Raw genomic sequence first — 24,782 nt, 5'->3', positions numbered from 1 at the left:
CGATGCACGCTCATCGGTACCGCCCGTTCGCGGCTTCACGGCTTCACGGCTCCTTGAAGGCGACCGGCGCGTCGAAGGCCGCCCGGCGGGTCGCACGGCGCAGGGCCCTGAGCACCGTACGGCCGAGGGTGAGGGTGAGCACCACCGTCACCACCGCGCGCGGGAGGTCCCAGCCGAGGGACGTCGCCAGGCAGTACGCGACGAAGCGGGCCAGGTTGTGCGACAGCGGATCGCCCGGTACGAACGACACGCCCGAAGCCATCCCCGCGATATAGGGCCAGCCCTGCAAGTTCATCACCGTGCCGTACAGGACGGACGCGACCGCCCCGTACCCGGCGAGCAGGAACAGCTCCCCGCGCCCGCGCAGCCGATCCGCCCCCGGCAGCAGGCCCGCGCCCATGCCCACCCACCCCATGGACAGCATCTGGAACGGCATCCACGGCCCGACCCCGCCCGTCAGCAGCGCGGAGGCGAACATCGACACCGCGCCGAGTACGAAGCCGAACCCGGGGCCCAGCACCCGCCCGGACAGCACCATCAGGAAGAACATCGGCTCGATGCCCGCCGTCCCCGCGCCCAGCGGCCGCAGCGCGGCCCCGGCGGCGGCCAGCACCCCCAGCATCGCGACGGCCTTGGAGTCGAGACCGGTGTCGGCGATCGTCGCCACGACGACGGCCAGCAGGAGCGGCAGCAGCGCGGCGAACAGCCACGGCGCGTCGGCGGAGTGGGCCAGTCCGGAGGCGGAGTCGGCCAGCAGCGGCCAGCCGAACGCGGCGACGCCGATCGCGGAGACGAGGGCGAGGGCGGCGACGGAGCGGGGGCCGAGGCGGACCGCGCGCGTCCGGCCGGCCGCACCGTTCGCACCGGCCGCCTCGTTCGCACCGGCCGCCTCGTTCGCGCCGGCCGCACCGCTCGCACCGGCCGCCTCGTTCGCTTGGCCAGGCCCGCACGCCCCCGCGCGGCCGCCCTGACGGTCGGCGCCGGGCTCGCTCCGCGCGCCGGGTCGGTCCGGCCCGGCGGCGCCGCCACGTGGCCTCATGTCGCCCGCTCCCGGTCCTCCAGGGCTCGCCGTACCTGCCGGACCGTCAGCCACGGCAGCGGGGCCAGCACCTTGGCGACCTGAGGGGCGAACGCGGGGGAGGACACCACCACCTCCGCCGTCGGGCCGTCGGCCACGACCTCGCCGTCGGCCAGGATCACCACCCGGTGGGCGAGTTCGGCGGCCAGCTCCACGTCGTGCGTGGCCAGGACGGTGGCGTGGCCGTCGGCGGCCAGCGCGCGCAGGATCTCGATCAGGCGGGCCTTCGCCGCGTAGTCCAGGCCGCGGGTCGGCTCGTCGAGCAGGAGCAGCGGCGGGCGCGCGGTGAGGACGACCGACAGCGCGAGCGCCAGCCGCTGGCCCTCCGACAGATCGCGGGGGTGCGCCGAGTCCGCCACGCCGGGCAGCAGCTGGCCGACCAGCTCGCGGCAGCTGCCCGGGGCCGCGCCCGCGTCGCGGTCGGCCGCCGCGCACTCCGCCGCGACGGTGTCGGCGTAGAGCAGGTCGCGCGGCTCCTGCGGTACGAGGCCGACGTGGCGCAGCAGTTCGGCGGGTCGGGTGCGGTGCGGTACGACGCCGCGGCTGTCGACGCCCCGGCCACGCCCGCCACCTCCGCCACGCCCGCCACCTCCGCCGCCCCCGACGCGTACCGAACCGGAGGCGGGCGTGTGCATCCCCACCAGCGTGGACAGCAAGGTGGACTTTCCCGCCCCGTTGCGGCCCATCAGCGCCACCGTTTCGCCCGGCCGCACTGTCAGGTCCACGCCGCGCAGCGCCTCGATTCGACCGCGGCGTACGGACAGCCGCACCGCCTCGGCGACGGGCTCACCGCCTCCCTCGTGCGGATCTTCGCCCAGCGTGAGCGGCGTGAGCGGCGTGAGCGGTGTCAGCGGTGTCAGCCGCTCCCGCAGCGGGGCCGCCTTGCGGCGGGCGTCCCGTATGGACAGCGGGAGGGGGGTCCAGCCCGCGAGGCGGCCGAGCTCGACCACGGGCGGCTGGACGGGCGAGACCGCCATCACCTCGGCCGGGTCCCCGACGACGGGGGCCGCGCCGGGGGAGGGCAGCAGGATCACCTGATCCGCGTACTGGACCACCCGCTCCAGGCGGTGTTCGGCCATCAGCACAGTCGTGCCGAGGTCGTGTACGAGCCGCTGCAGCACCGCAAGGACTTCCTCGGCCGCCGCGGGGTCGAGCGCCGATGTCGGCTCGTCGAGGACCAGGACGCGCGGGTGTGTGGTGAGCACCGAGCCGATGGCGACCCGCTGCCGCTGTCCGCCGGAGAGCGTCGCGATGGGCCGGTCGCGCAGCGCGGCGAGGCCGAGCAGGTCCAGGGTCTCCTCGACCCGGCGGCGCATGGTGTCCGGGGGGACGCCCAGCGACTCCATGCCGTAGGCGAGTTCGTCCTCGACGGTGTCCGTGACGAAGTGGGCCAGCGGGTCCTGGCCCACCGTGCCCACGACATCGGCCAGTTCGCGCGGCTTGTGGGTACGGGTGTCGCGGCCCGCCACGGTGACCCGCCCGCGCAGCGTGCCGCCCGTGAAGTGCGGCACCAGACCGGAGACGGCGCCCAGGAGAGTCGACTTGCCGACTCCCGAGGGGCCGACGAGCAGACACAGCTCCCCCTCCGGAACGGTCAGATCCACGCCCTGGAGGGCGGGTCGCGCCGCGTCGTCGTAGGTGACGGACACCTGCTCGAAGCGGATCACCGTGTGGCCTCCTGAATGGTCTTCCGGGCTGAGGGCACTGCCGGGGCCGGCCCCGGCCCGGGCGCCGGGGCCACGACCGCCGGGAGCAGCCCGACCAGCACCCCGGCCGCGGGCCACAGCGGCAGCACGGGCGCGGTGAGCGGAACGGCGGGCGGGTTCAGGGCCTCTGGGGCGTACGAGGCGGCCCAGATCATCAGGCCCGCGACCGCCACCCCCGACCCGGACACCAGCCACGCCCGCGCGCTCCACCGGTCCGGCCGGTAGCGGCTGCGCACCGAACGGCGGCCGCCCAGCCACAGCCCGCCGAGCGCGGCGGCGAGCCCGGCGAGCAGCACCGGCAGGCCGAAGCCCGCGCCCTGCGCCGCCAGCAGCCCGTACGTACCGGCGCAGACGCCGAGCAGCCCGCCGAGGGTGAGGACGGCGGTGGCGCGGGCGACGGCGGGCGGGACGTGGGCGGTGCGGCCGTAGCCGCGAGCGTCCATCGCGGCCGCGAGCGCCACCGAACGCTCCAACGCGCCCTCCAGGACCGGCAGCCCGACCTGCAGCAGGGCGCGTACCCCGCGGTCGGGGCGGCCACGCAGCCGGCGGGCGGCGCGCAGCCGCTGGACGTCGGAGACCAGGTTGGGGGCGAAGGACATCGCGACGACGACCGCGACGCCCGCCTCGTACAGCGCGCCGGGCAGGGACTTGAGCAGCCGGGCGGGGTTGGCGAGCGCGTTCGCCGCGCCGACGCAGATCAGGAGGGTGGCCAGCTTCAGCCCGTCGTACAGCGCGAAGGTCAGCCCCTCGGCGGTGACCCGGCCGCCGATCCGTACGCCCTGCGCCCAGTCGGGGAGCGGGACTTCGGGGAGCGTGACCAGTACGTGCGTACCGGGGATCGGCGAGCCGAGGAGGACCGCGAAGCACAGCCGGATCGCCAGCACCACAAGACCCAGCTTGAGGAACGCGCCGTACGAGCGTGCCCACGGCGCGTCCGTACGGCGCGTGGCGACCACATAGCCCGCGACGGCGACGAGCAGCCCCAGCAGTAGCGGATTGGTGGTGCGGGAGGCGGCCGTGGCCAGCCCGAGGGCCCACAGCCACCAGGCCCCGGCGTGCAGCCCGCCGCGCGCGGTGCGCGGGTGTCCGGCGGTGTCTGGATGCCCGGCGGCGCCCGGGTGCCCGGCGGTGCGCGGATGTCCGGCGGCGGCGGCCCGGTCGGTGCCGCTCATCGCCGGTGGTGGCGGCGCGCCTGCCATACGGCGGCGGCCCCCAGCGCGACCACGGCGGCCAGACCGCCGACAAGACCGGCCGACGGGCCGCCTCCGCCGCCCTGTCCGCCCTGCCCGCCGTCCCCGCCACTACTACTACTGCTACCGACCTGCTCGCCGCAGCCCTTGGCGGGGTAGCCGGCGATGGCGCACAGCAGGGCGGAGGAGTTGTAGCGCAGCGGTTTGGCGACGGCCGCCAGCGCGTCCCCGGCGCTCGCGTCCTGGCCGACCCGCGCGCAGTCCGTACGGGGCTCGGGCGGGGTGCGGTGGTCGGGGGCGTCGGCGGCCGTGCCGAAGTCCAGGACCACCGCGACGCGTTTGGTGCCGTCCTCCGCCGGGGTGTGCGCGCAGACCGTCTTGAAGTCGGCCGAGTCGCGCGGCTGGGTGGCGTCCCCGGAGTCCTCGCTCACCGCGAACCGGAACCCGATCATGTCGCCGTCGCCCGGCCGGGCCGTGGCGGGCCCCTGCGTGGCGTACGTCCAGCCGCCGGCGCCCCGCTCCCGCTGCCAGAACGACCAGTAGCGGTAGCCCGCGGCCTGCGCGGGCGAGGTGCCGAGCGCGACCACGGACACCAACGCGGACAGGAGCACTGCGCAGAGGAGGGCGGCGCGCCGGCCCATCAGAGCTGCTGCTTCTTCCGGCCGCTGATCAGGAAGCCGATGCCGATGCCGGCCACCAGGAAGACGCCCACCGTCCACCAGACGCCGCCGACACCCCCCTTGTCGTCGCTCTTCTCCTTACCGGAGGCCGAGTCCGCGTCCTTGCCCGACTCCGCCCCGGCCGCGGAGGCCGACTCCGGCTTCGGGCCCGTGACGTTCAGCTGCTGGACGAGGTCCACGCCGCCGAAGCTGCGCGGGTCCGCACCGGCCGCGTGTGCCGCCAGGACCAGCTTGCCCAGGGCGCCCGGGTCGCCCTTCGCCCACGCCAGCGCGCCGTTCTTCTCGCTCTGCAGCCACTGCAGGGGCTTGGCCGCGGTCGCGCTGTGCTCCCCGGCGGCCAGTGCGACGATCGCGTCCGCCGTGCTGCCGAAGTCGGGCTGGGCCTTGGCGCCGGGCATGGCGGACAGCAGGTGGTTGCCGTGCCCGGCCATGGTCTCCGACAGATAGGCGGCGGCGGCCTGCGCGGCCTCGGCCGCCCCATCCGGTTCGTCACTGCCCTTGCCTCCGCCGCAGTCCAGCGGCTTCGGGGCCTTGCCTGCGTCCTTGCCGGCCGGTTCGAAGACAAAGCCCTTGCCCTCGGTGGCCAGCGCGGCTGCCGCGGTCGCGAGGTCGTTGGCGACCGGCTTGCCGCTGCCCTTGTCCGCCGTATAGGCGAACGCCCCGCGCTGCCCCTCCTTCGCGTCGCACCCCAGTTGCAGGCCAAGCAGCACGTCGTACGGCGTCTTGCCGCCCTTGGCCGACTTCACCTGCTTCGGGTCCTGGCCGGTGGCGGCGAAGGCGCCGACGGCGGCGGAGGTGGAGTTGGCGTCGCTCGGGCTGCCCGGGTTCAGGCCCCAGCCGCCGTCGTCGTTCTGGTGCTTCTTCAGCCAGCCGATGCCCTTCTCGACCGAGGCGCTGCGCCCACCGACCGCGGCCAGCGCCTGTACCGCCGCCGCGGTCGCGTCGGTGAACTCGCCCTTCTTCGGGTCGCAGGTCGCGGAGGCGTCCGCGCGGTACGCGGCGAAGCCGCCGTCCTCGCACTGCTGCCCGGCCAGCCAGTCGATGGCCGACCTCGCCGGGGTGACCCCGACCGCGTCCTGGGCGAGCAGCGCGAGTGACTGCCGCCACACCCCGTCGAACTTGGGGTCCTTGGCGCCGTACAGCCCCTTGGGCAGCGCCGCCGAGCCGCCGGACGGTTTGGGGGAGGGCGAGGCGTCGGCGAACGCGGCGGGGGCGGCGGCCGTGCACAGGGCGGCCAGGGCGGCCAGAGCCGTGGCGCTGCGGCGTACGTTCATGGCGACGGGTGCCTCTCGGTCGATGGTCTCGGCGGTGACTGGACATCGGTACGCGGCCACGCACGGCCGCCCACCCCGCACGCCGAGGGACGTACGAACGCGATGACACCGGGCTCAGCTCCGCATACCTCGACGGTGCCGCCGCCGGGCGGGCCGACGGCGGGAGCCTGCGGTGCGCCAGATCAGGTGCTCCGGCTCGTACGCGCTGCGGTACGCAGCCCGTACTCACGGTTGCGGGTCAGCGCCGGGTTCTCACCGGCTTCCCCCGATCGGACGCGGATGAAGTTTTCACGGATACCTTATCCGGCGCCGAACCGGGACGTTCCACGGCGGTCGGGCCCTTGAGGGCGGGCTGCGGGGCGGGCCCATACTCTCCGTATGGATCAGGACATCCGGTTCCGCTTCGGTCTGACCCCCTTGGCCGAGGTACGGCCGTGGGGGCGGCCCGAGCACCCCGTACTGCACTGGTTCGGGCTGACCGACGGCTGGTACGTGATCGACCTCGGCGAGCATGAGCTGCTGCGGTACTCGGAGCGCACGGTGCGGCAGCTACGGGGTGACGGGGGGCCGTCCCATCCGTACGTGGACTACTACGTGGTCCGGCTGTGGGAGGACCTGCTCGCGCTGCTGCCGGCGGCGCTGGAGCCCGTGCCCGAGGACCTGGCCGACTTCGTGGCCAGTGACTCCTCCGACTGGTACTGGGAGGACACCCCGGAGGCCGAGACCGCGGCGGGGTGGCACGGCGATCGCACTCTGAACATGGGATATCTGCGCGTCGAGCCGTACATCCGCTGCTGGCGGACGGTCGCGGGGGAGGACGTTGTGAACGTCAGCTGGGCGCACCAGCCCGACCCCGAGGGCGAGATCGAGTTCGCCGGCCCGGCCACGGGCCTGGTCACCGTGCCGACCAGCGCCTTCGTCGCCGCCGTGACCGAGCTCGACCGCGCGCTGCTGGAGGCGATGGAGCGGCGGATCGGCGAGTTGGAGGCGGCGGGGCCGCCGCCGGGGGTCGAGCTCGACCTGGAGCAGCTGCGCGGCCAGCACCGGGACCGGGCGGGGTGGCTGGAGCGGGCGCGGCGGTATGCGTACGCCACCGACTGGGCCGCCGTACGGGCGGGCGCGGCGGCGCTCCTCAGATCACCGCTTCTCAGATCACCAGGCGAGGACTGCGGGTGAGGCCGAGGATGCCGAGGAGACGGTCCATCATGTCCTCGAACAGCGGCACCGGGTCATCCAGGGCGTAGGACATGTGGCTGTAGACGGCCAGGCAGAGCATGCCGTAGATCTGGCGCCAGCAGGTGATCATCAGGAGCGCGACACCGATGGGGACTTCGATGCCCATGGCCTCGCGGTACGTCCGCAACTGCCGCGCCAGGACCGGGTCGATCTCGTCGTCGGACGGGTGGGCGAGCTGCTGCTCGCGCCACAGCCGGGTGAAGAGCTGCCCGTACATCCCGCCCAGATCACGCAATATGGCGTGCGGGATGTCGTCGGCGGACGCGGCGGCCGCCATGGGGTAGGCGGCGCCCATGAGCAGGTTGAACTCCGCCGGATTGCCCACTGACCAGTCGAATACGGCCCGGGTGGCGGCGTGCAGCCGGGCGCTGATGTCGTCGGGGTCCTGCCGTTCCACCGCCGCCGCGACCACCTGCATGAACTCCGCCATCACATCGTCGTAGACGGCGCGGATGAGCCCGTCCCTGCCCTCGAAGTAGCGGTAGAGGGCGGGTGAGGTCACGCCGACGCTGCGGGCCACGGCGGCCACGGTGAGACCTTCGACGCCCTCCGCGGCGGTGATCCGGCGTGCGGCGGCCTTGGCGTCGCGCTCGAGCTCCGCGCGTAGCCGCTCCCGCCGGGTCAGCCCTGCCATGCGCGCGCCTCCGCCCCCGTCTCGGTCTGTGCCGGACACCGTCGCCTCCTTGGTCGTGGTCGGGTGCGCCCCAATGATCCTTCATCGGCGGTCGGACGTACTGGGCAACCGACTTGCCGTGAAGGTGCGTCGCATGGTTAATACTATTCTCGTTTCTAAGAGCAGTCACGCTTGGGGGAAGGCGGAGAGCTGGGTGAGCAAGGCGTATGTGGCCGGGGTACGCGGGTGGGCCGCGGTGGCGGCGGCGACCGTTCTCGCGGTGGGAGGCGTGACCGCGTGCGGCGCGTCCGACGACTCGGGGAAGGGCGGCGGGCGATCCGGCGTCTCGGACGGCGGCGGGCGCAAGTCGGGGGCGGGCGCGGCGAATTCGGGGGATGCGGGGGATTCAGGGGATTCAGGGGAGGCGGCGGGATCCGGGTTCGCCGGGGCGATGAGGGACCTCTCCCGTGTGGCCTCGGCCACCGGGCCGGTGATCTGCTGGGATGACGACGACGGCAAGGGTGAGCACGTCGCGGCCTTCGACGACACGTTCAGCAAGCGGGTCGCCACGTACTCCGAGGAGCCGCTGTTGTCCCGGCTCGCCGAGATCGCCGAGGAGGGGGACGCGGACCGGGCGTTCGTACGCAGCCTCTGCGGGAAGCAGCAGTACGGCAAGAGCGCGGCGGACTTGGGGGTCAGCCCGGTCTCGCCGGATGGGCGGCGCGTCGCGGTCGAGGTGGTCACGGACGAGGCGGGCGCCCTCACCTCGTCGCATGTGGGGTGGCTTGACCTGGCCACGGGGGAGTTCACGGACATCACCCAGGCCGCGCGGAAAGGGGGCTACAGCCCGGAGACACACTCCGACGAGTTCCCTGGATTCGCCCCGGACGGATCGCTGTGGTTCCTGCGGGACGAGCAGGCGTACTACTCGGCGGATGAGAACGGCAGCCTCTCCCGGCACCCGATCAGCAAGGCGTGCCATGACGAGCGATCCGGGAACGACGGCTTCTACCGCCCGGTGAACTCGGCGGCCGTCACCTGTCCGCGCCTCATCCACCCGAGCGGGAAGTTCGCTGTCTCTCCCGGCACCATCATCGACGGCATCGACTCGTACGACGGGTTCGACCTCGATCTCCTGGCACCCCAGATGGACCGGCTCGACGACGACACGGCCTTCGGTGACCCCACCGACCAGATGGTCGTGCGCGACGGCGACGACGTACGCGACTGCGACCCCGTGGCCTGGATCAACGCCGACGACATCCTCTGCGAGGGGGCGTCCGACACCTTCTTCTCCGTCCGGGCCGACGCGAGCGAGCTGGGGAAAAAGCCCGACGGCCCGCTGGAGGCCCGGGTGAAGGCGGAGATCGCCCCCGAGACGGATAACACGATTCTTTCCGTGGCCATGTCCGCGGATCGTCAATATCTCTACATCGCATCGGAAGACACTCTGGACGACGGCGGCATCAAGCTGTATCGGGCCAGCTTGACGTCGCCCGGGGAGCCGGAGGAGCTGGGGCCGCTTCCGCAGGGGGTGGGGGACGACTTCGTGCTCCGCGGAAACTTCCAGACCGGCGATTTCCAGTAGCAGGCGCGCGAGCAGAGCACATCGGGGGCATCGAATGTCGAAATGGTGGCCGCGCAGGCGGTCGTTGCGTATCTTGCTGTCGGCCGGGATCGCGCTGGCCGTCTCGGCCGGCCTGCTCACCGCGTGGCAGATGGCGGCCAATCGGCCGGGAAAACTGGCCGTCAAGGTCACGGGCCTTCCGGCCAAGGCGCGTTTCACCCTCCATATCAGCGGGGCGAACGGGTTCAGTGAAGAGCTGACGAGCGACAAGACGTTCTCCGTCGATCCCGGTGATTACCGCATCACGGCGAAGGCGGGCCATGCGAAGGGAAATATCTACTACACGGCGGACGAGACCACGACCTGGACGGTGGGCAGCGGTGAGACCGAGCGGGCGGTGATCGATTACGCCGTGGCCCTCTCCGAGAAGACCACGGTCCTGAGTGCCCCGGACTCCGCCGACTCCGGACTCCTCAAGCGCCCCGGCAAGTCGGAGCTGGTCTTCGCCGCGGGCTCGGCGCAGGCGCGCAAACTGAAGAAGGGCGCTTTCATCGTCGCGCCGGAGAGCGAGCGGACGCCGCAGGGGCTGGTGCGCGAGGTGCGCGGGGTGACCCGGGAGAAGGACCGGATCGTCGTCCGGACCAAGGACGTCACGCTTCAGCAGGCGATGCCCAAGGCCGTGCTGCGGGTCGAGGACCCCTCGAGCGGGACAAAGGACGCGATGCAGCCGGCGGCCTATCGGATGCCTGCGGCGGCTGCCTCCTCCAGCCCCGAGCCCGATAGCCAGTCCGAGCTCTCCATCAGGGTCGACACCTGGCAGGGGAAAGGGAAGTTCGGCCAGAATCTGAAATGCGGGAACGGGATGCCGCTCATCAGATTCGAGCACAGCCAGATGCAATTCGGCATGGCAGGCTCGACGTTCGGGTGGAACAAGCGGGAGGGCGTCTGGAGCAAGGTGGACCTCCAGATGCAGCAGAAGTACAAGCTGACGGTCGGTACTCCGGCGGGCGCACAGTGCATCTACGACCAAGAGTTTCCCGCGCTGACCCTGCGCTCCATCCCCGTGAAGCTTCTCAGGGTCGGGCCTTTCACCCTGGATCCCGAATTGGTTGCGTTTCTCAATGTGAAGATCAAGGGATCGGTCGGAGCAAAGCTGGAAATCGAGAGCCCCGTGGACCTTCAGGGAAATGCGCGGCTGAGCCTGACCCGGAAGCCTACGGCCGACGCCACCGGCTGGCCTCCGAAGGCCACGGCCAAGCTGGTCGGGGTAGCCGATCTCACGGCGAAGGCGAAGGTCGGCGCTCGCGTAAAACTAAAGGTGAGCCCCGTCATCGACTTCTTGGTCGGCTCCGTCTATGTCGACTACGCCTGGCCTGTCGAAGGAAAGATCGATGTCAAGAACGACTCAGCCAAGGTCAGACACTTTCAGGAGCTAGTGGTCGGGGCCAGTATCAAACCTGGTGATGCGGGTCTCCTGCTCGGTATACCCCCTGGAGGTCGTGACATCAACGTGGGGTTTCCCGTGACCAAACCGCGTACGCTCTGGGAATCCGCCCCGGGCGAAGTCAAGGCCAAGGCGAAGAAGATCGACGTCAACAAGGCGGTGGCCTGCCCCTCCCAGGCGTGGATGACCAGGGAAGTCGCAGCCGTCACCGGCAACGTCGCCAACGTGGATCTGGGCGCGACGAAGTGCTGGCCCGGGTGGGCGGCCGTCGTCTGGTCCGACACACCGCACTCGGACTCCGTGACGATCAGCGTCTTCAAGCGCAACGCCCGCCACTTCCTCCCGGGTGTTCATCTGCTGCCCGTCATGGACGACCCGTACGACCCCGACTGGCTCCGTGACTGCGAAACCCTCCGCGGGACGAAGCCCCCGGCCGGGCTGATCTCCTTCGTCGGCTGCACCGCGCAACCGCAGGGTGATCAGGACCAGTTGGACGCTACGGCCGCGCTGAGGCTCATCGAGAACACCAGCCACACCCCCGACCTCACGGCCGATGCGCTCGGCGCTCTCCCCGGCCCGCTGCGCGCCGTCAGGGGGATGTGCACCGGCAGCTACGACGGGAACTGCGCGGCCGTGTTCTTCTTCCACGGAAACCGGTTCGTGGGCCAGGCGAACGGACCAGGGGCGATGGCGGTCGAGGCGCAGGACGGCAAGACGGTGACGCTCGCCCGCCCCATCTACAACGACAGCGATCCGAACTGCTGCCCCTCGGGTGGCACCGCCCGCTACCAGGTCGGCTGGAGCGACGGAGCGCTCGCCGTCCCCCCGTCCCTGCCGGGCTTCGAGCGGCACAACGAGCCGGTCCGCTGACCGCCGTCATATAGCCACCGCCATGGGCGATCATGGGCGAGGGTGGTCCGCCGGACCCCCTCGTCCATGGCAGCAGATGGAAGAAGGCAGAGCATGACCGATGCCACCGGCTTCGAGAACGTCCCCCCGACCACCCTCGCCGACATCCTGGGCCGCGGCCAGGTCATGGACATCGGCATCGGCCCGCTCTGGTCCCCGACGCCGCGCATCGCCGGCCCCGCGTTCACCGTGCGGTGCCCTCCCGGCGACAACCTCATGCTCCACGCCGCCATCCACCGTGCGGAGCCCGGCTCGGTCATCGTCGTCGAGTCGGGAGACGTGGATTACGCCCTCGCCGGAGGAAACGTCTGCGCCGTCGCGCGGCGCCGCGGTATCGCGGCGTTCGTGCTCGACGGAGTGATACGCGACATCGGCGAGGTGCGCGAGATGGGCTTCCCCGTCTTCGCCAGGGGAGTCATCCCCATCCCGGGCACCAAGGCGGCGGCTCAGCCGCTCAATGTCCAGGTCCGGTGCGGCGGTGTCGAGGTGAACGCCGGTGACATCGTGGTGGCCGATGAGGAGGGCATCGTGGTCACTCCCCGCGCCCGCCAAGAGGAGGTGCGGCTCGCCGCGCAGGCGAAGTTGGCCAAGGAGGCCGACGAATCCCTCGACGCGTGGGAGGCGGCGCACCGCGCCCGTATCGACAAGATCCTGAGCGACAACGGCTTCGAGGACTGAGTCACAGAAAACCGGGTGCCTAGTAGACAGGTATTCCTGTTCTCTGTCCTTCGTTCTCTGCGAAACGTAAGGGTGAGGGCATGGCCGCGGGCTGGAAGTGGGACGACACGCTGTTCTCGGGCACGGCCGCCTACTACCAGCGCGGGAGGCTCCCGTACGCCCCCGGGCTGGCGGACGCGCTCGCCGAGGCACTTCAACTCGACGGACGGGGCCGGCTCATCGATGTGGGATGCGGCCCAGGCATCGTCGCCCTGAGCCTGGCGCGGCTGTTCCATGAGGTCGTCGGCGTGGACCCGGACAGCGGGATGATCGACGAAGCCGGGCGCGAGGCCGCGCTGGCGGGAGTCGCCGACAAGACGCGGTGGGTGCGGGCGCGCGCCGAGGAACTGCCCGCGGGCCTTGGCACCTTCACCGTCGCGACCTTCGCCCAGTCCTTCCACTGGATGGATCGCGACCTGGTCGCGGCAACCATCAGGGGCATGCTCCGCCCCGGCGGGGCGCTCGTACACATCTCGGACTTGAAGAACGAGCCCCGAACCACCGACGGCCTTCCCCACCCGCCCGTGCCCTACGCCGCGATGGACGAGCTGGTCAGGCGCTACCTGGGGCCGGTCCGACGGGCCGGCCAGGGGCTGCTGCCGCAGGGGACGCCCGGCGGTGAGGCGGCGGTGTTCGCCCGGGCGGGATTCTCCGGCCCTCAGCGCCTTGTCGTCCCCGGCGGGCAGGCGCTGGTGCGTACGTGGGACGACGCGGTCGCGGGGGTGTTCTCCATGTCGTTCTCCGCTCCGCATCTGTTCGGCTCGCGCCTCGACGACTTCGAGGCGGATCTGCGCCGCCTCCTCCGCGAGGCCTCCCCGTCGGGCCGGTTCTCCGAACGCCGGCCGAGCACCGAGGTGTTCGTCTGGTGGAGAGACCCGACTGAGCTGTGATCAAACAGCCCGGTGCTGTAGCAGGACCGGGCGCCAACCGTCTCGGCGTACGGCCGCTTCGGCGCTTCAGTGCGCCTCGGCAGCCTCGTCCAGGACCGCCGCCAGCTCGGCGGGCTGGTCGAACATCGGCCAGTGCCAGCCGGGCAGGTCCCGGTGGGTCCAGCCGTCGTCCGCCATGTGCCGGAAGGCGGGGACGGTGGCGGCCATCGCGTGGACCTGTTCGATCCCGAAGCTGCACAGTACGTGCAGCCGCGGCAGCTTCTCCCAGGCGCCGGTCAGCCGGACCGGGGTGGTGACGGTGGCCCAGGGCTGTGGTGTCGACAGCCGGGCCAGGCGCTCGTACGTGCCGTCGGGGAGCGCGGGCGGTTCGGGCGCCTTGGCGGCCAGCTCCTCCCATGGCGGCGGTGGCAGTTGCCAGCCGTGCCCCGCGGTGCGTACCAGTTCGGCGTTGCGCGCCTGGTCCTCGGGCGGGGAGAACTGCGCTTGGGACATCCCGTCCGGCAGCGGCCCGCTGTCGATGAACACCAGCTGAGCGATCCGTTCCGGCATCCGGTCCGCCACGCTCGGGATCACCACCGAACCGGCGTAGCTGTGCCCGACCAGCACCACATCGTGCAGGTCCTCGTAGCGGATCAGGTTGAGCACATCGGTGATGTGCGTCTCCAGGCCGGTGTCGGGCCGGGCCAGGTGTGCGCGCTCGGCCAGGCCGGTCAGGCTGAGCGGGTGGACGTCGTGCCCGCGGCGGCGCAGCTCGGCTGTCACCGGGCGCCAGGCCCAGGCCCCGAGCCAGAGCCCGGGGAGCAGTACGTAAGTTGCCATGGCCCACACGCTAGGAGGGATACCGGACAGGATCCGCCCGGTATACGCGGGAGACTTTTGCGCATGACCCGACCGACCGCCCGAGTGCTCGCCCTGCTGGAGATCCTTCAGACCGGCGGCACCCGCACCGTCGCCGACCTGGCCGACCGGCTCGGCGTGGACGAGCGCACCGTCCGGCGCTACGTCGACCACCTGATCGACCTGGACGTCCCGGTCCGGTCGGTGCGTGGCCGGTACGGGGGCTACCGGCTCGCCCCCGGCTACCGGATGCCGCCGCTGATGCTCACCGACGAGGAGGCGCTGGCCGTCCTGCTCGGCCTGGTCGCCGGCCGCCGGGCCGGTCTTGTGACCACGTCCGTCGCGGCGACGGAGAGCGCCGCCGCCAAGGTGCGCCGGGTGCTGCCCGAGGCGCTTGGCCGCCGTCTGGACGCGCTGCTGGCCACCGCCGACTTCACCGCCCCGGCCCGCCCCGTGACCACCCCGGAGACGGGCGTGCTGCTGAAGCTCGCGGAGGCCGTGCGGCACCGCCGGCCGATCGCACTCACCTACACCGCCTGGAGCGGGCGGCGCAGCGAGCGCACCGTGCACCCGTACGGGATCGTCGCCCACTCCGGGCGCTGGTATGTGACGGGGGCGGACTCGGCCAGCGGCGAGGTGCGTACGTTCCGGCTGGACCGGATCGAGGCGGCGACGGAGCTGCCGGGGTCGTACGAGGTGCCCGTGGGGTTCGACGCGACGGACCGGGTGCTGTCCGGGCTCGCCGAGGTGCCGTATCTGCACGAGGTGTCGCTGCGGGTCCGGGGCACCGCCGAGCAGGTCCGCTCCCGGCTCCCGGCCGGGATCGCCACCGTACGGGAACTCCCGGCCGACCCCGAGGCGGGGGAGGACGTCAGGTGGGTACGGATCCTGTTGCGCGCCGAGCGGCTGGACTGGGTCGCCTCCGTGCTCGCCTGGCTGGACCTTCCGTTCGCGATCGAGCATCCGGACGCGCTACGTGACCACGTACGCGCCCTGGCCCGCCGGCTCGCCGACTGTGCCGATGCGGACGGCTGACCGCGGCCGCGGTGGGGCCGACGGCCGACGGCATGCCGCCGGCCCCACCGCGCCCTACCGGGTCACTGCCGGTCGAGGTCGGGCTTCGTGAGCCTGAACCGGGCCACGTCCTCCTCGGTGGCCACATGGTGGAAGCCCGCCTTCTCCAGCACACGGAGGGACGACGGGTTCGGCAGCTCCACGGCGGCGGAGACGGTGTGCACATCCGGCGCGGTGAGGGCGAACTCCGCCAGGGCCCGGGTGGCCTCGGTGGCGTAGCCCCGGCCGCGGCGGGAGGCCACGATGCCGTATCCGATTTCGAGGATTCCCTCGCTGGGCGGCCAGAACAGGCCGAGCGAGCCCACCGTCAAGCCGCTGTCACGCTCGATGATCAGGCGGTGGCCGTATGCGCCGAGCCAGTCCGGGTGCTGCTCGAAGAGGTTCGCGATCACCCGGTCGCCGTCGGCGGGGAAGTCGTCCGCCCAGTACGCCGACCTGGTGTTGTCGATGACCGCGGCGGCCTCGATGATGCTCCACCGCTGAAGGACGAGGCGGTCGGTGGTCAGATCGTCGTGAGAAGTCGAGAGAGTGGAAGACACGTGTCACTCCTGGTTGTTGGAACGACCCGGGCCGCGCTCCGCTACGGCGCGGGCCGGACGAGGACATGCCGATGAGGGCCGACGGCGGCCATATTCATCAACCTCCTCGTGACGTGATCACGCGTCTCTCGCGTCGGTGTGATCGTAGCAACCGCGTCCGAGCTGCGCGCCTTCCCGCGTCCGTGACGGCCATGGCTGTGGCAGCCACGGCCGCGACGGACGCGGACGTGCTGTCAGCCCGTCAGCTCCGCTTCCCCGCTCAGGCGCACCGGAAGGGCCTGGTGGCCGTTGGAGATGAGGGTGGGCACGGGGCGGAGATCCTGTGCGGGGACCGCGAGTCGGAGCTCCGGGAAGCGGTCGAAGAGCGCCGGGAGGGCGATACGGGCTTCGAGGCGGGCCAGCGGGGCGCCCAGGCAGTAGTGGACGCCGTGGCCGAAGGCCAGGTGCTCCTTGACGGCACGGGTGATGTCGAAGCGGTCGGCGTCCTCGCCGTTTACCTCGGGGTGGCGGTTGACGGCGGTCAGGGAGAGGATGATCGCGTCGCCCTGCTTGATGGTGACGCCCTCGAGCCCGATGTCCTCGACGGCGTACCGCAGCGGCACATTGACCAGCGGCGGCTGGGCGCGCAGGGTCTCCTCGATCACGTCGTCCCAGGAGGCCTGGCCCGAGCGGACCAGGGCGAGCTGGTCGGGGTGGGTCAGCATGGCGTGGACGGCGTTGCCGAGCAGCTGGACGGTGGTCTCGAACCCCCCGGCGATCAACACGCCGACGGTGTCGGCGAGTTCCTGCTCGTTGAGGTGCGAACCGTCCTCGTCACGGACGGCGATGAGGTCGCTGGTGATGTCGTCACCCGGCGAGTGCCGCTTGAGCGCGACCAGTTCGCGCAGCAGCGCCTGGTGGCCCTGGTAGGCGGCGTCGGCCTCCTCGGGCGCCGCGTTCGTACGGAAGAAGGTGCTGACGAATTCCAGCTCGCGCTCGCGCATCTCGCCCTCGGGGACACCGAGCAGTTCGCAGATGACCTCTATGGGGATCGGGTGGCAGTACGCCGCCTTGAGGTCGACCGCGGTGTCGGGCCCGCCGGCTGCGAGGGCTGCGATGTCGTCGAGGAAACGGGATACCAGGTGCTCGATACGGGGGCGCAGGGCGGCGGTGCGGCGGCCGGTGAAGGCCTTGGCGACGAGCCTGCGCAGCCGGGTGTGGTCGGCGCCGTACGCGGTGAACATGTTCTCCACCGCGACCCAGGCGATCAGGGGCCAGGTCGCGGGGATCTCACCGTTGATGAACTTCGGCCAGTGCTGCCGGGGGTCCTTGGAGACGCGCGGGTCGGTGACCAGCTGCTTGAGGAGGGTGGGGTCGGTTATCGCCCACGCCACCACGTGATCAGGGAGTTCCACCAGGGTCGCTGGGCCGCGCTCCCGGAGCCGGGCCCCCTCCCCGTGGACGTCGCGCCCCTGGGGGTCGAGGACAAGGGGGCTGTGGTCGAGGGATCTGGGCTGCTGCTCCATGCGTTGTCTCCCGTGGTCGGGTCGTTCACGGCGGCGCCCGTCGCATCGTACTTGGCGGCCACCGGCGGGAAACGCACAGGCAGAGCGACCAAAGCACGGTGAAATGGGCCCGGGCGCCACAGCAGTTGATCGGCGTCGACAGCCAACTCGATGTCCGGGACACGGTCGAGAAGCTTCTCGACGGCGGTGGAGGCGATGATCCGCGCCGGGTCCTTCGCGGGGCAGGCGTGCGGGCCCGCGCCGAACGCCAGATGGGCGCGGTTGCCGCGGCGGTCGGAGATCAGCTGGGGATCGTTGTTGGCGGCGGCCATGCTGATGAGGACGGGGGTGCCCTTGCCCACCCGGTGTCCGGCGATGGTGACGTCGCGGACCGGGAAGTGGGTGGCGTAGTTGGCGAGCGGCGGATCGGTCCACAGCGCCTCGTCGAGCGCTTCGTCGACCGGCATGGTGCCGCCCGACAGATCGCCCGCGAACCGGTCGTCGGACAGCAGCAGCCGCAGCGCGTTGCAGATCAGGTTCTTCACGGGCTCGACACCGCCGCCCGTGAGGAGGATCAGCTGACTGATCATCTCCTCGTCGTTGAGCCGGGCGGGATGGGCCAGCAGCCAGGAGGTGATGTCCGCGCCGGGCTCGCGCCGCTTCAGGGTGATCAGCGCGAGCATGGTCTCGATGAGGACGTTGTTGGCCTCCACCGCGTCCTCGCCCGCGTCCAGCAGCGAGGCCATGCCCTTGACCAGCTTCTCGCTCAGCTCGGGCGGGCAGCCGAAGAGCTGGTTGAAGACCAGCAGCGGCAGCCGGGCGCAGTACTCGCTGAGCAGTTCGGCCTCGCCCTCGGGACCGAAGAGGTCGATGAGCAGGTCGGCGCTCTCCTCGACGTAGGTGCGCAGGGCGTGCGGGTTCAGCCGGTTGAGGGTGTCGGAGACCGCGCCGCGGTACCGGTCGTGCTCCTCGCCGTCGGTGTACATGGGGTTGGGCCGGTACATCATCATCGGCACGACGGGGCTGTCCATGGGGATCGTGCCGTTGTTGAGCGCTTCCCAGCGGCGCGGGTCCCTGGGGAAGGTCTCGGTGTTGCGCATGACCTCCAGGGCGGTGGAGTAGCTGGTGACGAGCGAGGCGTGGACGCCGGGGGAGATCTCCACGGGCGCGACGGGCCCGTACGCGCGCAGCCGCGCATAGACGGCGGACGGGTTTTCGGCGAACTCGGCGCCGTACAGCGACTCGGGCAGCCCCGGTGCCCGGCCCTGCCCGGTGTGGGCGGGGCAGCCGGGGGGCGGGGTCGGACCGGAGTCAGGGGTGGAGGTCGGCACACGTACTCCTGGATGGTGCTGGGATGAACAGGGCATGACAGCGTCATGGCGGGGGGTGGGCGCGGCTCGATTCCGTACGGCAACCACGCCGTACGGCCCGACCGGGCGGGGTAAGGCTAGCTGCGGATCACCGGTGCCTCCACCCCTGAGCGAGACTCAAACCGCCTGGTACGCCACCGGGTCCGTGCCCGGCACCGGCTCCGCCCGGCCCTGCTTCACCAAGCGGCGCAGATGCGCCTCGGCCTCCGAGACCGCGATGTTGCGCGATCCGTACGGGATCTCGGCCCAGGGGCGGTTCCACTGCATGGACTCGGCCAACTGCCAAGGCGTCAGCGGCGCTCCGAGCAGCAGGGCGCGCAGCCCGGCCAGGCGCTCCTCGTGGTGGCGCAGCAGCGCCCGGACCCGGCCCGGGGCGTCGGTGAAGGCGTACTGATGGGCGGGGAACACTTCGGCCGGGTCGAGGGCGGCGATGCGTCTCAGGGAGTCCAGGTAGTCGCCGAGGGGGTCGGTGACGGTGGTGTCGTCGGGGTCCTCGTACAGGCCGATATGCGGGCTGATCTCGGGGAGCAGATGGTCGCCCGAGAACAGTCGGCCATGGCCGGTCAGGCCCTCACTGGCCAGGCCTTCACCGGCCGCCGGATGGGCCTCTTCGAGGTGCAGACAGACGTGGCCGGGGGTGTGGCCCGGGGTCCAGATGGCGCGCAGCCGGCGGCCGGGCAGATCGAGGAGTTCCCCGGGGGTGAGGTGGCGGTCGGGCTGGGCGGCGCGCCTGCCGGGGAGGGCGCCTCTGCCGCCGGACGCGCGGGCGGCGCGGAGCGGGGCGAGGTGTTCCTCGGGGGCTCCGGCGGCGGCGAGCTTCACGGCGAGGTAGTCGAGCCAGCGGGTGGGCTCGGCCTCGCGGGTGCGGCGTACGACCTCGGCGTCGGCGGCGTGCATGGCGATCCACGCGCCGGAAGCCTCGCGCACCTGGGCGGACAGCCCGTGGTGGTCGGGGTGGTGGTGGGTGATGAGGACGCCGTGGACGTCGGAAACGGAGGTGCCGCAGGCGGCGAGGCCGGCGGTGAGGGTGTCCCAGGCCGTCGGGTCGTCCCAGCCGGTGTCGACGAGGACCGGGCCGCGGTCGGTGTCCAGGAGGTGGACGAGGGTGTGGCCGAGGGGGTTGTCCGGGATGGGGACCGGGATGCTCCACACCCCGCCGCCGTGGTCCGTCACCTCTGCTGCCGCTCCTGTTGGTCCCGCTGCCTCTGCCCCCGTCATGGACGCCCCCTCTCAGACCGCTGCTGCGAGCAACGCAAGCATCGCAAGCATTGCCCACTATAACTAGAACTGGTATCAGTTCTGATGCAGCGTCAGATCCAGACGAGCGGCGGGAGGCCCGGCGATGAGCGACCTCATCGAGCACGGACAGCTCTTCATCGGCGGCGCGTTGGCCGATCCGGCCGGCACGGATGTGATCGAGGTCGTCTCGCCGCACACCGAGGCGGTCATCGGTCGGGTGCCGCACGCCTCGCGCGAGGACGTGGACCGGGCGGTCGCGGCGGCGCGCACCGCCTTCGAGCAGGGGCCCTGGGCCCGGGCGTCGCTGGAGGAGCGGATCGCGGTCGTCACCCGTATCAAGGACGCCGTCGCCGTCCGCCACGAGGAGATCGCCAAGGCCATCAGCGCGCAGAACGGCTCTCCGTACTCCTGGAGCGTGCTGGGCCAGGCGCTCGGCGCGCTGATGGTGTGGGACTCCGCGATCACGGTGGCGCGCGACTTCGTCTTCGAGGAGCGGCGGGCCGGGGTCCTGGGGCCGCTGCTGGTGCGGCGCGAGCCGGTCGGGGTGGTCGCGGCGGTGGTGCCGTGGAACGTTCCGCAGTTCACGGCGGCGGCGAAGCTGGCGCCCGCGCTGCTGGCCGGGTGTTCGGTGATCCTCAAGCCGTCGCCCGAGACCCCGCTGGACTCCTACATCCTGGCGGAGATCGTCGCCGAGGCCGGGCTGCCGGAGGGGGTGCTGTCGATCCTCCCGGCGGACCGCGAGGTCAGCGAGTACCTGGTCGGGCACCCGGGCGTGGACAAGGTGTCCTTCACCGGCTCGGTCGCGGGCGGCAAGCGGGTCATGGAGGTCGCCTCGCGCAATCTGACCCGGGTGACGCTGGAGCTGGGCGGGAAGTCCGCCGCGGTGATCCTGCCCGACGCCGACCTGGACGCGGCGGTCGCCGGGATCGTGCCCAACGCGTGGATGAACAACGGCCAGGCGTGCGTCGCCCAGACCCGTATCCTCGCCCCGCGCGGCCACTACGACGAGATCGCCGACCGCTTCGCCGCCGCCGCCTCGGCCCTGGTCGTCGGCGACCCGCTGGACCCCGCGACCCAGGTCGGCCCGCTGGTGGCGCGGCGCCAGCAGCAGCGGTCGCTCGACTACATCGCCACCGGGCAGCGGGAGGGCGCCAAGGTGCTGACGGGCGGCGGGCGCCCAGCGGCCCAGGAGAAGGGCTGGTACGTCGAGCCGACGCTGTTCGGCGACGTCGACAACGGTATGCGCATCGCCCGCGAGGAGATCTTCGGACCGGTGATCTGCCTGCTGCCGTACGGGGACGAGGAGGAGGCGGTGCGCATCGCCGACGACTCCGACTACGGCCTGTCCGGCAGCGTATGGACCGCGGACGTGGCGCACGGCATCGAGATCGCGCGGCGGATCCGCACCGGTACGTACTCCGTCAACACCTTCAGCCTCGACATGCTCGGGCCGTTCGGCGGCTACAAGAACTCCGGTCTGGGGCGGGAGTTCGGGCCCGAGGGCTTCTCCTCGTTCCTGGAGCACAAGATGATCCATCTGCCGCAGGGCTGGGACGGGGAGCAGGGCTGATGGGCGATCGCTGGCATGTCGAGGTGGACCGCGACGTCTGCATCGGCTCGGGGCTGTGTGTGGGCTTCGCGCCCGGCGGGTTCCGGCTCGACGGGGCCCGGCAGTCGCATCCGGTCGCGGCGGAGACGGACGCGTCGGAGGCGGTGCTGGCGGCGGCCGAGGGATGCCCGGTCGAGGCCATCGCCATCCGGCTCATCGGCGGCGAGCAGGTATTCCCCCCGGACGAGTAGTAATGTCGAACCGTAGTGTCGAACTGTAGTTCACAGTTTCGAACTTCAGTTCATCGAACTTACTCATGCGTATTGCACGGTCTCTTCATGACGGATGTGACTGTTCCCCCTCGGTGGTGGCGTGGAAATGTCTAGCCCATCACGCCGAGGGGGACGCGATGGACAAGAGGTATGAGGTCTTCTGTCTTGCCGACAGATATTTCTATGAGACCCCGGACCGACTGTCCGCCGATGCCGGGGATTCCGGATCCCGCTACGAGGCCGCCCAGCGGGCCGCCCCCGAGGGGTGGGAGACCTTCGTCTCCGGGGACTGGCTGCACGTCAACCCCGTACGGGAGGATGGGACCCCTCGGCCGGGCCGGCCGAACCAGGGCTGGAAGGTCCATGTCTCGGCCTGTCTCGACAATGCGGAAAAGACCGCGGCCAAGGTCTGGGACTACTGCGTTCCACGGGAAATACCTTTTAAATTCGTGCCCACCGCGCATGCGCTGCACCTGCGCAATTCCAAATACGCGGGACGCGGCTCCAGTGGGAAGTTCGCCACCATCTACCCGGCCGGCGAGGCAGAACTCCACACCATTCTCCATGAATTGGGCGAGCTGCTGGCGGGCGAGCCCGGTCCGTACATCCTGACCGATCTGCGCTGGCAGGAAGGCCCGCTGTATGTGCGATACGGCGGCTTCGCGCAGCGCTTCTGCGTCGACGACGCGGCTGATGCCGATGGCTCCGGCGCCGGCGGCACGCTGGTGCCCGCCATCGAGGACCCGTCCGGCAGGCTCGTCCCGGACCGCCGCGACCCCGCCTTCCACGTCCCCGAGTGGGTGACGCTGCCCGACTTCCTCGCGCCGCAGCTGGCCGCCCGCAACGCCACCACGGTCGCCGACCTCCCGTACCGCATCGAGAAGGCCCTGCACTTCTCCAACGGCGGCGGGGTCTATGTGGGGACGGACACCCGCACCGGCGCGAAGGTGGTCCTCAAAGAGGCCCGCCCGTACGCCGGGCTCGCCTCCGACGGGGCGGACGCCGTCACCCGCCTGGAGCGGGAGAAGGCCGCGCTGGAGCGGCTGTCGGGTCTTGGCGTGGCGCCCGAGGTACGCGACTGGTTCACCCTCGGCGACCACCGCTTCCTGGTGATGGACCACATCGCGGGCCGCACCCTCAACTCCTTCTTCGCGCAGCGCCATCCGCTGCTGGCCGCCGAGCCGGATCCGGCCGCGGTCGCCGAGTACACCCGCTGGGCGCTGCGGATCCACAGCGCGGTCGAGGAGGCCGTCGCCGCGGTCCATGGGCGCGGGGTGGTCTTCAACGACCTGCACATGTTCAACATCATGGTCAGCCCTGACGAGTTGTCCGTGATGCTGCTGGACTTCGAGGCGGCCGCACATATCGGCGAGGGGCGGCGGCAGGCCATCGCCCACCCCGGCTTCGTCGCCCCGCTCGACCGCCGCGGCTTCGAGGTGGACCGCTACGCCCTCGCGTGTCTACGGCTCGCCCTCTTCGTACCGATGACCACGCTGCTGGTGGTGGACCGCGGGAAGGCGGCGCATCTGGCGGAGGTGGCGGCCGGGCAGTTCCCGGTGGACCGGGCCTTCCTGGACGAGGCGGTGGAGGTGATCGCCGCGGGGACGACGGGTACGGCGGGGACGACGGGGACGACGGGGGCGGCAGGGTCCACGGGGGCGACGGGCCGCGGCGGCGGTTCGTACGTGCCCGTGGACCCCGCGGACTGGCCCCGCAGCCGAGACTCGATGGCCCGCGCCATCCGCGCCTCGGCCACGCCCGAGCGCGACGACCGGCTCTTCCCGGGCGACATCGGCCAGTTCGCCGACGGCGGCGGGCTCGGGGTGGCGCACGGCGCGGCGGGTGTGCTCCACGTGCTCGACCGGACCGGCGCCGGGCGGTTCGAGGCGGGGGAGGAGTGGCTGCTCGAGCACACCGCCCCGCCCCCGCGCGGCACCCCGCTCGGCTTCTACGACGGGCTGGCGGGCGTGGCGTACGTCCTGGAACGGCTCGGCCACACCGAGCGCGCGCTGGAGATCGTCGAGCGGGTACTCGACGAGAAGTGGCAGCGGCTTGCGCCGGATCTGCACGGTGGCCTCGCGGGCGTCGGCCTGACGCTGGACCACCTCGCCCGGGCGACCGGCGAGGCGGGGCTGCGCGAGCGGGCCGACGAAGCGGCGCGGCTGCTCGCCGACCGGCTGGACGGGGCAACAGGGGCGGCAGGGGCAGCCAGGGCCGCCGGGGCAGCCGGGGCGCGGCTGACCGGCAAGCGGGCCGGGCTGCTGCACGGCGCGACCGGCCCGGCGCTGCTCTTCCTGCGGCTGTACGAGCACTCCGGAGACCCGGCGCTGCTCGACCTCGCCGCCACCGTGCTCCGCCAGGACCTGGACCGCTGCGTCCGGGACCGGCACGGCACCCTGCTCGTCGACGAGGGGTTCCGCAGCATGCCGTACCTGGGCACGGGAAGCGTCGGGATCGGGATGGTCCTCGACAGCTGGCTCGCGCACCGCGCCGACGACGACTTCGAGGCGGTACGCGGCGGCATCGCGGCCGCGGCGTCGCTGCGCTACTACGCCCAGCCGGGGCTGTTCAACGGCCGCGCCGGGATGGTCCTGCACCTCGCCCGCACCACCACCCCGGACCTCGCGCCCGAACGGCTCGCCGCGCAGATCGCGGGCCTGGGCTGGTACGCCGTGCCGTACCAGGGCCAACTGGCCTTCCCCGGCGAGCAGATGATGCGCCTTTCGATGGATCTGGCCACCGGAACCGCGGGCTGCCTGCTCGCGCTCGGCGCGGCCTGCGCGCCGCCGCACGCCGCACCGGTCGGCCTGCCCTTCCTGCCGCCGCTCCGGCGGCCCTAGGACCGGCCCCCGCAAGGGGGTCGCAGCAAGAAAACGCAAGGAATCGCAAGAAAACCCATCCCCAGGGATATTGAGAGAGAGGAACGACCATGACACTGCTCGACCTTCAGACGCTTGAGACCGAGGAGTCCGAGGACTTCGGCGGCGGTGGCGGTGGCGGCGAGAGCAGCGTGAGCCTGCTGCTCTGTGACAAGCACAGCTCGCACAGCAACCTCCTGTGCCTGTGATCTGACCGGTCCGCACCATCGCGGTCCCGGCGGCATCACCCGCCGGG

General features: G+C 71.8%; 21 protein-coding genes and 1 riboswitch. Of the genes, 10 read left to right on the top strand and 11 right to left on the bottom strand.

Annotated features, from left to right (window positions below):
- Positions 1-43 precede the first annotated feature (43 nt).
- Genes ACWDSL_RS10555 through ACWDSL_RS10535 form a run of 5 tightly spaced genes read right to left on the bottom strand, consistent with a single transcriptional unit; the run spans position 44 to position 5,928 of the window.
- Positions 44-1,039: an ECF transporter S component gene (locus ACWDSL_RS10555; protein WP_450483759.1), complete on the bottom strand. Its 996-nt coding sequence runs from the start codon at positions 1,037-1,039 to the stop codon at positions 44-46.
- On the bottom strand, positions 1,036-2,745 hold the full coding sequence (locus ACWDSL_RS10550; protein WP_450483757.1) for an ABC transporter ATP-binding protein: 1,710 nt from the start codon (positions 2,743-2,745) through the stop codon (positions 1,036-1,038). Before ACWDSL_RS10550 ends, ACWDSL_RS10555 begins: the two co-directional genes overlap by 4 nt.
- Positions 2,742-3,956, bottom strand: coding sequence for a CbiQ family ECF transporter T component (locus ACWDSL_RS10545; protein WP_450483755.1), 1,215 nt, complete (start codon positions 3,954-3,956; stop codon positions 2,742-2,744). The genes ACWDSL_RS10550 and ACWDSL_RS10545 overlap by 4 nt, the downstream gene beginning before the upstream one ends.
- Positions 3,953-4,615 carry an SCO2322 family protein gene (locus ACWDSL_RS10540; RefSeq protein WP_450483753.1) on the bottom strand — a complete coding sequence of 221 codons (663 nt, stop codon included), beginning with the start codon at positions 4,613-4,615 and terminating at the stop codon, positions 3,953-3,955. Before ACWDSL_RS10540 ends, ACWDSL_RS10545 begins: the two co-directional genes overlap by 4 nt.
- Positions 4,615-5,928: a prenyltransferase/squalene oxidase repeat-containing protein gene (locus ACWDSL_RS10535; protein WP_450483842.1), complete on the bottom strand. Its 1,314-nt coding sequence runs from the start codon at positions 5,926-5,928 to the stop codon at positions 4,615-4,617. Before ACWDSL_RS10535 ends, ACWDSL_RS10540 begins: the two co-directional genes overlap by 1 nt.
- A 168-nt stretch (positions 5,929-6,096) precedes the next feature.
- A riboswitch (cobalamin riboswitch) is annotated at positions 6,097-6,245 on the bottom strand.
- A gap of 61 nt (positions 6,246-6,306) precedes the next feature.
- Between ACWDSL_RS10535 and ACWDSL_RS10530 the strand changes: the two genes are divergently transcribed.
- Complete coding sequence (locus tag ACWDSL_RS10530; RefSeq protein WP_450483751.1) at positions 6,307-7,104, top strand: DUF5984 family protein; 798 nt, start codon at positions 6,307-6,309, stop codon at positions 7,102-7,104.
- On the opposite strand, the gene ACWDSL_RS10525 is transcribed toward ACWDSL_RS10530, so the two are convergent.
- Positions 7,076-7,798 carry a TetR/AcrR family transcriptional regulator gene (locus tag ACWDSL_RS10525; protein ID WP_450483749.1) on the bottom strand — a complete coding sequence of 241 codons (723 nt, stop codon included), beginning with the start codon at positions 7,796-7,798 and terminating at the stop codon, positions 7,076-7,078. The genes ACWDSL_RS10530 and ACWDSL_RS10525 overlap by 29 nt on opposite strands.
- Before the next feature lie 193 nt (positions 7,799-7,991).
- Between ACWDSL_RS10525 and ACWDSL_RS10520 the strand changes: the two genes are divergently transcribed.
- The 4 genes from ACWDSL_RS10520 (at position 7,992) to ACWDSL_RS10505 (ending at position 13,304) form a co-directional block, all read left to right on the top strand.
- Positions 7,992-9,365: a hypothetical protein gene (locus ACWDSL_RS10520; RefSeq protein ID WP_450483747.1), complete on the top strand. Its 1,374-nt coding sequence runs from the start codon at positions 7,992-7,994 to the stop codon at positions 9,363-9,365.
- 64 nt (positions 9,366-9,429) lie between these two features.
- On the top strand, positions 9,430-11,658 hold the full coding sequence (locus ACWDSL_RS10515) for an LppP/LprE family lipoprotein (RefSeq protein WP_450483745.1): 2,229 nt from the start codon (positions 9,430-9,432) through the stop codon (positions 11,656-11,658).
- A 93-nt stretch (positions 11,659-11,751) separates the two neighbouring features.
- Positions 11,752-12,375 (top strand): RraA family protein, encoded by a 624-nt coding sequence (locus ACWDSL_RS10510; RefSeq protein WP_450483743.1) that lies wholly within the window; start codon positions 11,752-11,754, stop codon positions 12,373-12,375.
- A gap of 80 nt (positions 12,376-12,455) precedes the next feature.
- Positions 12,456-13,304 (top strand): class I SAM-dependent methyltransferase, encoded by an 849-nt coding sequence (locus ACWDSL_RS10505; protein ID WP_450483741.1) that lies wholly within the window; start codon positions 12,456-12,458, stop codon positions 13,302-13,304.
- Between the two features lie 66 nt (positions 13,305-13,370).
- Here ACWDSL_RS10505 and ACWDSL_RS10500 read toward each other — a convergent pair whose 3' ends face one another.
- Complete coding sequence (locus tag ACWDSL_RS10500; protein ID WP_450483739.1) at positions 13,371-14,123, bottom strand: alpha/beta fold hydrolase; 753 nt, start codon at positions 14,121-14,123, stop codon at positions 13,371-13,373.
- 63 nt (positions 14,124-14,186) lie between these two features.
- Here ACWDSL_RS10500 and ACWDSL_RS10495 point away from each other — a divergent pair, with 63 nt between their 5' ends.
- Positions 14,187-15,176, top strand: coding sequence for a helix-turn-helix transcriptional regulator (locus ACWDSL_RS10495; RefSeq protein WP_450483737.1), 990 nt, complete (start codon positions 14,187-14,189; stop codon positions 15,174-15,176).
- A gap of 62 nt (positions 15,177-15,238) precedes the next feature.
- Here the strand turns inward: ACWDSL_RS10495 and ACWDSL_RS10490 are convergent, their stop codons facing one another.
- The 4 genes from ACWDSL_RS10490 to ACWDSL_RS10475 form a co-directional block, all read right to left on the bottom strand.
- On the bottom strand, positions 15,239-15,754 hold the full coding sequence (locus ACWDSL_RS10490; protein WP_450483735.1) for a GNAT family N-acetyltransferase: 516 nt from the start codon (positions 15,752-15,754) through the stop codon (positions 15,239-15,241).
- Between the two features lie 233 nt (positions 15,755-15,987).
- Complete coding sequence (locus tag ACWDSL_RS10485) at positions 15,988-17,130, bottom strand: cytochrome P450 family protein (protein WP_450483733.1); 1,143 nt, start codon at positions 17,128-17,130, stop codon at positions 15,988-15,990.
- A complete protein-coding gene (locus ACWDSL_RS10480; protein WP_450483731.1) occupies positions 17,112-18,569 on the bottom strand; it encodes a cytochrome P450 in 1,458 nt (485 codons plus the stop codon). Before ACWDSL_RS10480 ends, ACWDSL_RS10485 begins: the two co-directional genes overlap by 19 nt.
- Positions 18,570-18,725: 156 nt before the next feature.
- A complete protein-coding gene (locus ACWDSL_RS10475) occupies positions 18,726-19,826 on the bottom strand; it encodes an MBL fold metallo-hydrolase (RefSeq protein ID WP_450483729.1) in 1,101 nt (366 codons plus the stop codon).
- A 124-nt stretch (positions 19,827-19,950) separates the two neighbouring features.
- Here ACWDSL_RS10475 and ACWDSL_RS10470 point away from each other — a divergent pair, with 124 nt between their 5' ends.
- The 4 genes from ACWDSL_RS10470 (at position 19,951) to ACWDSL_RS10455 (ending at position 24,735) form a co-directional block, all read left to right on the top strand.
- Complete coding sequence (locus ACWDSL_RS10470; protein WP_450483727.1) at positions 19,951-21,417, top strand: aldehyde dehydrogenase; 1,467 nt, start codon at positions 19,951-19,953, stop codon at positions 21,415-21,417.
- Positions 21,417-21,647, top strand: coding sequence for a ferredoxin (locus tag ACWDSL_RS10465; RefSeq protein ID WP_450483725.1), 231 nt, complete (start codon positions 21,417-21,419; stop codon positions 21,645-21,647). Before ACWDSL_RS10470 ends, ACWDSL_RS10465 begins: the two co-directional genes overlap by 1 nt.
- Before the next feature lie 158 nt (positions 21,648-21,805).
- Positions 21,806-24,508: a class III lanthionine synthetase LanKC gene (gene lanKC, locus ACWDSL_RS10460; RefSeq protein WP_450483723.1), complete on the top strand. Its 2,703-nt coding sequence runs from the start codon at positions 21,806-21,808 to the stop codon at positions 24,506-24,508.
- An 89-nt stretch (positions 24,509-24,597) separates the two neighbouring features.
- Positions 24,598-24,735, top strand: a complete 138-nt coding sequence (locus tag ACWDSL_RS10455; protein WP_450483721.1) for a SapB/AmfS family lanthipeptide — start codon at positions 24,598-24,600, stop codon at positions 24,733-24,735.
- The last annotated feature ends 47 nt before the right edge of the window (positions 24,736-24,782 follow it).

This window comes from Streptomyces sp. NPDC000941, assembly GCF_053599555.1.
This window is presented reverse-complemented; position numbering and strand designations above follow the sequence as displayed.